The sequence below is a fragment of the Pseudomonas sp. FW300-N2F2 genome (genome assembly GCF_017351655.1).
Classification (GTDB): Bacteria; Pseudomonadota; Gammaproteobacteria; order Pseudomonadales; family Pseudomonadaceae; genus Aquipseudomonas; species Aquipseudomonas fluorescens_AA.
Window position 1 is genome coordinate 1 of sequence record NZ_JACNDQ010000001.1, and the last position, 11,780, is coordinate 11,780.

An 11,780-nucleotide genomic window follows, 5' to 3' on the forward strand; every position below is an offset into this window, starting at 1 on the left:
AGGTAGGGGTTTTGTTTTGCCCGCAGGAAAGTCATTTTGTGTTTCTATGCAACTGTCTTGCGCATGGCTATCATGCGGGCCTCATTATCAGGGCGCAGTCCGCATGCTCACGTTGCTAAAACTTCTGAAGGATGGCCGCTTTCATTCGGGGCAAGCGCTGGGTGCCGCACTGGGTATCAGTCGCAGTGCTGTATGGAAGCAGTTGCAGCACTTGGAGGCGGATTTAGGATTGTCTGTTCATAAAGTTCGAGGTCGGGGCTATCAGTTGGCTAAGCCTCTGTTGCTTTTGGATGCGACAGAGATCTGCGCAAAAGGCCTTCATGAGTGGCCTGTCCATATATTCGACTCTATCGATTCCACTAACGCCGAGGCGCTGCGTTTCATCGAGCGCGGAAGCGTGGCGCCATTCATGGTTTTGGCTGAGCGACAGATAGCGGGTCGTGGTCGTCGTGGCCGTAAGTGGGTCAGCCCATTTGCCGAAAACCTCTACCACAGCCTGGTGTTACGCATTAGCGGTGGCATGCGACAAATCGAAGGTCTGAGCTTGGTTGTCGGGCTTGCGGTCATGCATGTCTTGCGCGATATGGGGATCGCGGCGGCGGGGCTGAAATGGCCTAATGATGTCTTGGTGGGTGAGAAAAAGATCGCCGGCATTTTGCTTGAATTGGTTGGAGATCCTGCAGACGTTTGCCATGTTGTCCTGGGCGTAGGGATCAATGTGAATATGCAATCGACTGATGAGGTCGACCAGCAATGGACATCCATGTGCCTTGAAGCGGGCAGGGATTTTGATCGAAATGAGCTGGTGGCCCGATTGGGGGTGAAGCTGCAGCAATATCTGGAGCTTCATCGCGTATCGGGGTTTGCTGCGATCCAGTCGGAATGGGAGCAATACCATCTTTGGCAGGGGCGGGCTGTGTCTCTGATTGCCGGTGTTAATAAAATTGACGGCATTGTGCTGGGCATTGATCACCAGGGTGCGCTGCGTTTGAAGGTGGATGGTGTGGAAAAAAACTTTAGCGGTGGTGAGCTCAGTTTGAGGTTGCGTGATGATTCTTGAGCTCGACTGCGGCAACAGCTTTATCAAATGGCGCGTTCTGCGCCCTGACGGGATAACGCCGGTCGAGGGTGGTGTGGTCGGCTCTGACGACGATTTGCTCGCGAGCCTGAATGACGCGAAGAGGTTCCAGCTCAAGAAGTGTCGTCTTGTTAGCGTGAGGACCCAGGCGGAGACGGATTCATTGGTCGCTTCGCTGGTCGATGTGTTCGGGGTATCGGTAGTTCGTGCTGTGCCCGCCCGGGAAATGGCGGGTGTGAGAAACGGCTACGAGGATTACGAGCGGCTTGGCCTCGATCGATGGTTGGCTCTGCTTGGTGGTTTTCATCTCGCTTCGGGGGCGTGCCTGGTGCTGGATTTTGGTACTGCCGTCACGGCCGATTTCGTGGCTGCGGATGGTGGGCATCTGGGAGGGTTCATTTGTCCTGGCATGCCTCTGATGCGTAATCAATTGCGTACCCACACGCGGAAAATTCGTTATGACGATATAGCGGCCGAGCGAGCCCATGAGAGCCTTGCTCCAGGTCGTGCGACTGTCGAGGCGGTCGAGCGCGGTTGCATGCTGATGCTCAGGGGTTTTGTCCTGACTCAGCTTGAATTGGCGGAGCAATATTGGGGAAAGGATTTCGTGGTGTTTCTTACTGGGGGGGATGCCAATCTGGTTTCCGGGGTCGTTCCAGATGCCAGGGTGGTACCTGACCTGGTTTTCGTTGGTTTGGCGATGGCCTGTCCTTTTTCTTGAGGTTTCTATGCGGTGGCTGTTCCTGTTGTTGCTGGTTTTGAATGTCTTCTACTACATCTGGCATCAGCAGGAGGCCCCGCTTCGCGCCAAGGATGTCACGCCGCTGAGCTTGTATCGCGGGTCGCAGCAGGATATCCATCTCTTGAGCGAAACGGCGGATGCCCTTGTCAGGCGTGATTCGGCTAAATCTTCTGAGGTGCCCAAAACTTGTGTCTATCTGGGTGGTTTTGCTCGTCCGGAGCTGGCCAGGCAACTGGAGCAGCGCCTGGCGGCTTTGGGTGTCGTAGGTCGCTCTGTGGTATCGAGCGCGCAAAATCTCCCTGAGGGAGGGGGGTTCTGGGTTCAGGTTCCTCAGGAAGGCGCGGGAAAGGTGAATGAAACGCTGCTCCAAAACCTTTCTAAAGAATTCAATGAGTTAAAACATAAAATAATGCCATGCGAAGGGGTTGCACCCGCAGGGTAGTTTGCATAGAATGGCGCCCGCTTCGCAGCGAAGACCTTTAAAGGTAAGCGATACGAAGCGAGGTCAACGCAGCTAACCTCAGGTTTTTAATGAGAAAATGCTTGACAGAAGGCTGGCATGATATAGAATGCCGGCTCGCTTAGGAGGGGTTCCCGAGCGGCCAAAGGGATCAGACTGTAAATCTGACGTCTACGACTTCGAAGGTTCGAATCCTTCCCCCTCCACCATTTTTAGCGTGAGCTGCAAGCTCCGCGGGTATAGTTTAGTGGTAGAACCTCAGCCTTCCAAGCTGATGATGCGGGTTCGATTCCCGCTACCCGCTCCAAGTTTGCAGATTGTGCAAAGTGTTTTGCTCTTGTAGCTCAGTTGGTAGAGCACACCCTTGGTAAGGGTGAGGTCAGCGGTTCAAATCCGCTCAAGAGCTCCATATTACAAGGCAGATATGCAAATATCTGCCTTTGTTTTAATGGCTTGTGTGACTCGCTAAATTCTTCTCCTAGGGGTGATTTCGATGGCTAAGGAAAAGTTCGAACGTAATAAGCCGCACGTCAACGTCGGTACCATTGGTCACGTTGACCACGGTAAAACCACGCTGACCGCTGCTCTGACCCGTGTCTGCTCCGAAGTTTTCGGTTCGGCCAAGGTTGACTTCGACAAGATCGACAGCGCCCCGGAAGAGAAAGCTCGCGGTATCACCATCAACACCGCTCACGTTGAATACGATTCGGCCGTGCGTCACTACGCACACGTTGACTGCCCAGGTCACGCCGACTACGTAAAAAACATGATCACCGGTGCTGCCCAGATGGACGGCGCGATCCTGGTTTGCTCGGCCGCTGATGGTCCGATGCCACAAACCCGTGAGCACATCCTGCTGTCCCGTCAGGTAGGCGTTCCGTACATCGTTGTCTTCCTGAACAAGGCTGACATGGTTGACGACGCTGAGCTGCTGGAACTGGTTGAGATGGAAGTGCGCGACCTGCTGAGCACTTACGACTTCCCAGGTGATGACACTCCAATCATCATCGGTTCGGCTCTGATGGCTCTGAACGGCCAAGACGACAACGAAATGGGCACCACTGCCGTCAAGAAGCTGGTGGAAACTCTGGACAGCTACATCCCAGAGCCAGAGCGTGCTATCGACAAGCCGTTCCTGATGCCAATCGAAGACGTATTCTCGATCTCCGGTCGCGGTACTGTTGTGACTGGTCGTGTTGAGCGTGGCATCGTCCGTATCCAGGAAGAAGTTGAGATCGTCGGTCTGCGCGACACTCAGAAAACTACCTGCACCGGCGTTGAAATGTTCCGCAAGCTGCTCGACGAAGGTCGTGCTGGCGAGAACTGCGGCGTACTGCTGCGCGGCACCAAGCGTGACGACGTTGAGCGTGGCCAGGTTCTGGTCAAGCCAGGCACCGTCAAGCCGCACACCAAGTTCACCGCAGAAGTCTACGTTCTGAGCAAGGAAGAAGGCGGTCGTCACACTCCGTTCTTCAAAGGCTACCGTCCACAGTTCTACTTCCGTACAACTGACGTGACCGGTAACTGCGAGCTGCCAGAAGGCGTTGAAATGGTAATGCCAGGTGACAACATTCAGATGACTGTTACCCTGATCAAGACCATCGCGATGGAAGACGGCCTGCGTTTCGCTATCCGTGAAGGCGGTCGTACCGTCGGCGCTGGCGTCGTAGCTAAAGTCATCGAGTAAACAGTTGTAATGTCTTTTTCGGGCCGGCATAATGGTCGGCCTGATTTTGTTTTAGGTCAGTAGCTCAATTGGCAGAGCGACGGTCTCCAAAACCGTAGGTTGGGGGTTCGATTCCCTCCTGACCTGCCAGATTCACTCAGTGTGTCTGGCTTTCTTTTCACAGGATCTTCATAGATGACTCCTAAAGCTGAAGCTCAAGGCTCTCGCTTCGATCTGCTCAAGTGGCTAGTGGTAGTCGCTTTGGTGGTTATTGGCGTTGTTGGCAATCAGTATTATTCTGCTTCGCCGATCCTGTACCGTGTACTTGCATTGCTCGCCATTGCTGCTGTTGCTGCCTTTGTAGGCTTGCAGACGGCCAAGGGCAAGTCTTTCTTTGTACTCGCTAAGGAAGCTCGCACCGAGATTCGTAAAGTCGTATGGCCGACTCGCCAAGAAACCACGCAGACCACGTTGATCGTTGTGGCTGTTGTTCTGGTAATGGCGTTGCTGTTGTGGGGGCTCGATTCCCTGCTCGGCTGGCTTGTTTCCTTGATTGTTGGCTAAGGGTGTCCCGTGGCTAAGCGTTGGTACGTTGTGCATGCTTACTCGGGTTACGAGAAGCATGTCATGCGCTCGCTGGTAGAGCGCGTAAAGCTGGCTGGCATGGAAGACGGCTTTGGCGAGATTCTGGTCCCCACTGAAGAAGTGGTTGAAATGCGTAATGGCCAGAAACGCAAAAGTGAACGCAAGTTCTTTCCGGGCTACGTGCTGGTACAGATGGATATGAACGAAGGGACTTGGCACTTGGTCAAGGATACCCCTCGGGTGATGGGTTTCATCGGCGGTACTGCCGACAAGCCTGCGCCGATCACGGATAAAGAGGCAGAAGCGATTCTGCGTCGCGTCGCTGATGGTAGCGACAAGCCGAAGCCGAAGACGTTGTTTGAACCAGGTGAGGTTGTACGTGTCACCGACGGTCCATTCGCTGACTTCAATGGCACGGTTGAAGAAGTTAACTACGAAAAGAGCCGGATCCAAGTGGCAGTGCTCATTTTCGGTCGCTCTACTCCGGTAGAGCTAGAGTTCAGTCAGGTCGAAAAGGTCTGATTGAGCAGGCATCCCAACCCCGCAGCCCAAGGCTGTGGGGTTTTGTCGTCACTGGGATAAACGCGCAAGTAACCGGGGAGCCTTTCGAGGCGTTCGAACCCGTAATTGGAGTGCCTCATGGCCAAGAAAATTACCGCTTACATCAAGCTGCAAGTGAAGGCCGCTCAGGCTAACCCAAGCCCACCTGTTGGTCCTGCACTGGGTCAGCACGGCGTGAACATCATGGAATTCTGCAAGGCCTTCAACGCCCGTACTCAGGGTCTTGAGCCAGGTCTGCCGACTCCAGTGATCATCACTGTCTACAGCGACCGTAGCTTCACCTTCGAAACAAAAAGCACCCCAGCTTCGGTTCTGCTGAAGAAGGCTGCAGGTTTGACCAGCGGTTCCGCTCGTCCAAACACCGTTAAGGTTGGCACCGTTACCCGTGCTCAGCTGGAAGAAATCGCGAAAACCAAAAACGCGGATCTGACTGCAGCTGATATGGATGCAGCCGTGCGTACTATCGCCGGTTCTGCTCGTAGCATGGGCCTTAACGTGGAGGGTGTGTAATGGCTAAGCTGACCAAGCGTCAAAAGGCTATCGCCGGCAAAATCGAAGCAGGCAAGGCCTACAACTTTGTAGACGCCGCCGCTCTGCTGGCTGAGCTGTCGACTGTCAAGTTCAGCGAGTCGTTCGACGTTGCTGTGAACCTGGGCGTTGACCCACGTAAATCCGACCAGGTCGTTCGTAGCGCTACCGTGCTGCCACACGGCACTGGCAAGACCGTTCGTGTAGCTGTCTTCACCCAGGGCCCAGCAGCTGAAGCTGCTCTGGCTGCTGGCGCTGATCGCGTCGGCATGGACGATCTGGCTGCCGAAATGAAAGGCGGCGACCTGAACTATGACGTAGTGATCGCATCTCCGGATGCCATGCGCGTTGTAGGCCAGTTGGGTCAGATCCTCGGTCCACGTGGTCTGATGCCTAACCCTAAAGTCGGCACCGTAACGCCAGACGTAGCCACCGCGGTTAAAAACGCCAAGGCTGGTCAGGTTCGTTATCGCACCGACAAAAACGGCATCATCCACACTTCCGTTGGCAAGATCGGCTTCGACGCCGTCAAGCTGAAGGAAAACGTTGAAGCCCTGATCGCTGATCTGAAGCGTATCAAGCCTGCTTCTTCGAAAGGCATCTACGTCAAGCGCGTTACCCTGAGCACCACTATGGGCCCAGGTCTGGTCATCGACCAGAGCTCGCTCGACGCGTAAGACTCGGGTTGGCGCGAGCAATCGCGCCAATCAAAAAATTGGGGTCCCTGCCTGGCGGGGGCTGTCCAAGACCGTAGGCGACGCAAGTCTTAAACCACAAGCCTACGCAGATGGTGCTCCCGGTTCCTTACCGAATCAGACACCAAAACGACATTCGGTTTCGACCGAATGAAACGGTAACAAGCAGGAGTTAAACCCGTGGCAATTAATCTCGAAGACAAGAAGGCCATCGTCGCTGAAGTCAACGAGGCTGCCAAAGTCGCTCTGTCCGCTGTTGTGGCTGATGCCCGCGGTGTGACGGTAGGCGCTATGACCGGACTCCGTAAAGAGGCTCGTGAAGCTGGCGTATACGTACGTGTTGTACGTAACACCCTGCTCAAGCGCGCCGTTGCTGGCACTGAATACAGTGTCCTCAACGACGTGTTCACTGGCCCGACTCTGATCGCGTTCTCCAAGGATCATCCAGGCGCTGCTGCCCGTTTGTTCAAGGAATTCGCCAAGAGTCAGGATAAGTTCGAGATCAAGGCAGCTGCGTTCGAGGGCAAGTTCCTCGCAGCTAACCAAATCGACGTACTGGCAACACTGCCGACCCGCGACGAAGCCATTTCGCAGCTGATGAGCGTGATTCAAGGCGCTACCAGCAAGCTGGCTCGTACTCTGGCTGCAGTTCGCGAGCAAAAAGAAGCTGCCGCAGCCTAAGGCTGAGCATTTTCTCTCGCGTATTTTTGTTTATTTCGATGGCCGCGTAGGCCGTCCCCCAATTCAGGAAATACAGCAATGTCTATCTCCCAAGACGATATCCTCAACGCCGTAGCTGAAATGTCGGTTCTGCAGGTTGTTGAGCTGATCAAAGCTTTCGAAGAAAAATTCGGCGTTTCTGCTGCCGCTGCTTCCGCCGGTCCAGCTGCTGCTGCCGCCGTTGTTGAAGAGCAAACCGAATTCAACGTCATGCTGACCGAAGCTGGCGAGAAGAAAGTAAACGTGATCAAGGCAGTACGTGAACTGACCGGTCTGGGCCTGAAAGAAGCCAAGGCTGTAGTTGACGGCGCTCCTGCCATGGTTCTGGAAGCTGTTGCCAAAGACGCAGCTGACAAAGCCAAGGCCGCTCTGGAAGAAGCAGGCGCTAAAGTCGAGCTGAAGTAAGCATCGACTTTGCGTCTCCAGCCCGAGCGTTAAGCGACAGGCTGATGGCTGGTGGCTCTTGCCACCGGCCTTTTTCCGTTATTGGCAGCCGACTGGGTCGGCGCCGATAGCGAGCTGTAACCACCCGATGTGGTGGCGCAAACCATGGGGTTTGCACGATTTTCTGGCTGCTCCCGTCGGGAGGGGCCAAACAAGCAGGTGACCAAGCTGGGGAACGCTGATGGCTTACTCATATACTGAGAAAAAACGTATCCGCAAGGACTTTAGCAAGTTGCCGGACGTCATGGATGTGCCGTACCTCCTGGCCATCCAGCTGGATTCGTATCGTGAATTCTTGCAAGCGGGAGCGACTAAAGATCAGTTCCGCGACGTGGGCCTGCATGCGGCCTTCAAATCCGTTTTCCCGATCATCAGCTACTCCGGCAATGCTGCGCTGGAGTACGTCGGTTATCGCCTGGGCGAACCGGCATTTGATGTCAAAGAATGCGTATTGCGCGGTGTTACTTACGCCGTACCTTTGCGGGTAAAAGTGCGCCTGATCATTTTCGACAAAGAATCGTCGAACAAAGCGATCAAGGACATCAAAGAGCAAGAAGTCTACATGGGTGAAATCCCCCTGATGACTGAAAACGGTACCTTCGTAATCAACGGTACCGAGCGTGTAATCGTTTCCCAGCTGCACCGTTCCCCGGGCGTGTTCTTCGACCACGACCGTGGCAAGACGCACAGCTCCGGCAAACTGCTTTACTCCGCGCGCATCATTCCTTACCGCGGTTCGTGGCTGGACTTCGAGTTCGACCCGAAAGACTGCGTATTCGTGCGTATCGACCGTCGTCGCAAGCTGCCTGCATCGGTACTGCTGCGCGCGCTCGGCTATACCACCGAAGAAGTGCTGGACGCGTTCTACACCACCAACGTCTTCCACGTGCAAGGTGAAAACCTCAGCCTGGAACTGGTGCCTCAGCGCCTGCGCGGTGAAATCGCTGTCCTCGATATCCAGGATGACAAAGGCAAGGTTATTGTCGAGCAGGGCCGTCGTATCACCGCTCGCCACATCAACCAGCTGGAAAAAGCCGGGATCAAAGAGCTGCAGGTACCGATCGACTACGTCCTGGGTCGCACCACGGCCAAGGTCATCGTGCATCCGGCCACCGGCGAAATCCTTGCAGAGTGCAATACCGAGCTGACCACCGAGATCCTGGCGAAAATCGCCAAGGCCCAGGTCGTTCGTATCGAAACCCTGTACACCAACGACATCGACTGCGGTCCGTTCATCTCCGACACGCTGAAGATCGACTCCACTGGCAACCAACTGGAAGCCTTGGTCGAGATCTATCGCATGATGCGTCCTGGCGAGCCGCCAACCAAAGATGCAGCCGAGACCCTGTTCAACAACCTGTTCTTCAGCCCTGAGCGCTATGACCTGTCTGCGGTCGGCCGGATGAAGTTCAACCGTCGTATCGGTCGTACCGAGATCGAAGGTTCGGGCGTGCTGAACAAGGATGACATCGTTGCGGTCCTCAAGACCCTCGTCGACATCCGTAACGGCAAAGGCATCGTCGATGACATCGACCACCTGGGTAACCGTCGTGTTCGCTGTGTAGGCGAGATGGCCGAGAACCAGTTCCGTGTTGGCCTGGTGCGCGTAGAGCGTGCGGTCAAGGAACGTCTGTCGATGGCTGAAAGCGAAGGCCTGATGCCGCAAGACCTGATCAACGCCAAGCCTGTGGCTGCGGCGGTGAAGGAGTTCTTCGGTTCGAGCCAGCTGTCCCAGTTCATGGACCAGAACAACCCGCTGTCCGAGATCACCCACAAGCGTCGTGTCTCCGCACTCGGCCCAGGCGGTCTGACCCGTGAGCGTGCAGGCTTCGAAGTTCGTGACGTACACCCGACTCACTACGGTCGTGTCTGCCCGATCGAAACGCCGGAAGGTCCGAACATCGGTCTGATCAACTCCCTGGCGGCCTATGCGCGCACCAACCAGTACGGCTTCCTCGAAAGCCCGTACCGCGTGGTGAAAGACGCCCTGGTTACCGACGAGATCGTGTTCCTGTCCGCCATCGAAGAAGCCGATCACGTGATCGCCCAGGCTTCGGCCACGATGAACGACAAGAAGGTCCTGGTCGACGAGCTGGTAGCTGTTCGTCACCTGAACGAGTTCACCGTCAAGGCGCCGGAAGACGTCACCTTGATGGACGTATCGCCGAAGCAGGTAGTGTCGGTTGCAGCGTCGCTGATCCCGTTCCTCGAGCACGACGACGCCAACCGTGCGTTGATGGGTTCGAACATGCAGCGTCAAGCTGTACCAACGCTGCGTGCCGACAAGCCGCTGGTGGGTACCGGCATGGAGCGTAACGTTGCCCGTGACTCCGGCGTTTGCGTCGTGGCTCGTCGTGGTGGCGTGATCGATTCCGTCGACGCCAGCCGTATCGTGGTTCGTGTTGCCGATGACGAAGTTGAAACTGGCGAAGCCGGTGTCGACATCTACAACCTGACCAAATACACCCGCTCCAACCAGAACACCTGCATCAACCAGCGTCCGCTGGTAAGCAAGGGTGATCGGGTTCAGCGTAGCGACATCATGGCCGACGGTCCGTCCACCGATATGGGTGAACTGGCGTTGGGTCAGAACATGCGCATCGCGTTCATGGCATGGAACGGCTTCAACTTCGAAGACTCCATCTGCCTGTCCGAGCGTGTGGTTCAGGAAGACCGCTTCACCACGATCCACATCCAGGAACTGACCTGTGTGGCCCGTGACACCAAGCTTGGCCCAGAGGAAATCACTGCGGACATCCCGAACGTGGGTGAAGCCGCACTGAACAAGCTGGACGAAGCCGGTATCGTTTATGTAGGTGCCGAAGTCGGCGCAGGCGACATCCTGGTGGGCAAGGTCACTCCGAAAGGCGAGACCCAGCTGACTCCGGAAGAAAAACTGCTGCGTGCGATCTTCGGTGAAAAAGCCAGCGACGTTAAAGACACCTCCCTGCGCGTGCCTACCGGCACCAAAGGTACCGTCATCGACGTACAGGTCTTCACTCGCGACGGCGTTGAGCGTGATGCTCGTGCACTGTCCATCGAGAAGACTCAGCTCGACGAGATCCGCAAGGACCTGAACGAAGAGTTCCGTATCGTCGAAGGCGCAACTTTCGAACGTCTGCGTTCCGCCCTGGTCGGCCACAAAGCCGAAGGCGGCGCCGGCCTGAAGAAAGGTCAGGAAATCACCGACGAAGTCCTCGACGGTCTTGAGCATGGCCAGTGGTTCAAACTGCGCATGGCTGAAGATGCTCTGAACGAGCAGCTCGAGAAGGCCCAGGCCTATATCGTTGATCGCCGCCGTCTGCTGGACGACAAGTTCGAAGACAAGAAGCGCAAACTGCAGCAAGGCGATGACCTGGCTCCAGGCGTGCTGAAAATCGTCAAGGTTTACCTGGCAATCCGTCGTCGCATCCAGCCGGGCGACAAGATGGCCGGTCGTCACGGTAACAAGGGTGTGGTCTCCGTGATCATGCCGGTTGAAGACATGCCGCACGATGCCAATGGCACCCCGGTCGATGTGGTCCTCAACCCGTTGGGCGTACCTTCGCGTATGAACGTTGGTCAGATCCTTGAAACCCACCTGGGCCTCGCGGCCAAGGGCTTGGGTGAGAAGATCAACCGGATGATCGAAGAGCAGCGCAAGGTCGCTGACCTGCGTAAGTTCCTGCACGAGATCTACAACGAAATCGGCGGACGCAACGAAGAGCTGGACACCTTCTCCGACCAGGAAATCCTGGACCTGGCGAAGAACCTGCGCGGCGGCGTTCCAATGGCTACTCCGGTGTTCGACGGTGCCAAGGAAAGCGAAATCAAGGCCATGCTGAAACTGGCAGACCTGCCGGAAAGCGGCCAGATGCAGCTGTTCGACGGCCGTACCGGCAACAAGTTCGAGCGCCCGGTTACCGTTGGCTACATGTACATGCTGAAGCTGAACCACTTGGTAGACGACAAGATGCACGCTCGTTCTACCGGTTCTTACAGCCTGGTTACCCAGCAGCCGCTGGGTGGTAAGGCGCAGTTCGGTGGTCAGCGTTTCGGGGAGATGGAGGTCTGGGCACTGGAAGCGTACGGTGCTGCATACACTCTGCAAGAAATGCTCACAGTGAAGTCGGACGATGTGAACGGCCGGACCAAGATGTACAAAAACATCGTGGACGGCGATCACCGTATGGAGCCGGGCATGCCCGAGTCTTTCAACGTGTTGATCAAGGAAATTCGTTCCCTCGGCATCGATATCGATCTGGAAACCGAATAACACGTGACGCGAATCGAGAGCGGGGCTGTTTTGCCCGCTCTCTGCT

Annotated in this window: 11 protein-coding genes and 4 tRNA genes; all 15 read left to right on the forward strand. The window is 55.8% G+C overall.

The window, feature by feature from the left end; genetic code table 11:
- Positions 1-103: 103 nt before the first annotated feature.
- The 15 genes from birA to rpoB all read left to right on the forward strand — a co-directional run bounded on the left by birA (position 104) and on the right by rpoB (position 11,734).
- Positions 104-1,060 carry a bifunctional biotin--[acetyl-CoA-carboxylase] ligase/biotin operon repressor BirA gene (gene birA, locus J4E63_RS00005; RefSeq protein WP_207282429.1) on the forward strand — a complete coding sequence of 319 codons (957 nt, stop codon included), beginning with the start codon at positions 104-106 and terminating at the stop codon, positions 1,058-1,060.
- A complete protein-coding gene (locus J4E63_RS00010; RefSeq protein ID WP_207280603.1) occupies positions 1,050-1,799 on the forward strand; it encodes a pantothenate kinase in 750 nt (249 codons plus the stop codon). The genes birA and J4E63_RS00010 overlap by 11 nt, the downstream gene beginning before the upstream one ends.
- Positions 1,800-1,806: 7 nt before the next feature.
- Entirely contained in the window at positions 1,807-2,262 is a 456-nt protein-coding gene (locus tag J4E63_RS00015) for a hypothetical protein (protein WP_207280605.1), read from the forward strand.
- Between the two features lie 142 nt (positions 2,263-2,404).
- Positions 2,405-2,489 (forward strand) — tRNA-Tyr (locus J4E63_RS00020).
- A gap of 24 nt (positions 2,490-2,513) precedes the next feature.
- Positions 2,514-2,587 (forward strand) — tRNA-Gly (locus J4E63_RS00025).
- Between the two features lie 26 nt (positions 2,588-2,613).
- Positions 2,614-2,689, forward strand: a tRNA-Thr gene (locus J4E63_RS00030).
- A gap of 84 nt (positions 2,690-2,773) precedes the next feature.
- A complete protein-coding gene (gene tuf, locus J4E63_RS00035) occupies positions 2,774-3,967 on the forward strand; it encodes an elongation factor Tu (protein WP_003186103.1) in 1,194 nt (397 codons plus the stop codon).
- 53 nt (positions 3,968-4,020) lie between these two features.
- Positions 4,021-4,096: transfer RNA gene (locus J4E63_RS00040), tRNA-Trp, on the forward strand.
- A 45-nt stretch (positions 4,097-4,141) separates the two neighbouring features.
- Entirely contained in the window at positions 4,142-4,510 is a 369-nt protein-coding gene (secE, locus tag J4E63_RS00045) for a preprotein translocase subunit SecE (protein WP_003206102.1), read from the forward strand.
- A gap of 9 nt (positions 4,511-4,519) precedes the next feature.
- A complete protein-coding gene (gene nusG / locus J4E63_RS00050; protein ID WP_003186097.1) occupies positions 4,520-5,053 on the forward strand; it encodes a transcription termination/antitermination protein NusG in 534 nt (177 codons plus the stop codon).
- A 117-nt stretch (positions 5,054-5,170) separates the two neighbouring features.
- Positions 5,171-5,602 carry a 50S ribosomal protein L11 gene (gene rplK, locus J4E63_RS00055; RefSeq protein WP_003176435.1) on the forward strand — a complete coding sequence of 144 codons (432 nt, stop codon included), beginning with the start codon at positions 5,171-5,173 and terminating at the stop codon, positions 5,600-5,602.
- A complete protein-coding gene (gene rplA, locus J4E63_RS00060; RefSeq protein WP_003186095.1) occupies positions 5,602-6,297 on the forward strand; it encodes a 50S ribosomal protein L1 in 696 nt (231 codons plus the stop codon). The genes rplK and rplA overlap by 1 nt, the downstream gene beginning before the upstream one ends.
- 198 nt (positions 6,298-6,495) lie before the next feature.
- Entirely contained in the window at positions 6,496-6,996 is a 501-nt protein-coding gene (gene rplJ / locus J4E63_RS00065) for a 50S ribosomal protein L10 (protein ID WP_060740391.1), read from the forward strand.
- A 78-nt stretch (positions 6,997-7,074) separates the two neighbouring features.
- Positions 7,075-7,440, forward strand: a complete 366-nt coding sequence (gene rplL, locus J4E63_RS00070) for a 50S ribosomal protein L7/L12 (RefSeq protein WP_027617682.1) — start codon at positions 7,075-7,077, stop codon at positions 7,438-7,440.
- Between the two features lie 220 nt (positions 7,441-7,660).
- Positions 7,661-11,734: a DNA-directed RNA polymerase subunit beta gene (gene rpoB / locus J4E63_RS00075; protein WP_060740392.1), complete on the forward strand. Its 4,074-nt coding sequence runs from the start codon at positions 7,661-7,663 to the stop codon at positions 11,732-11,734.
- Positions 11,735-11,780 lie beyond the last annotated feature (46 nt).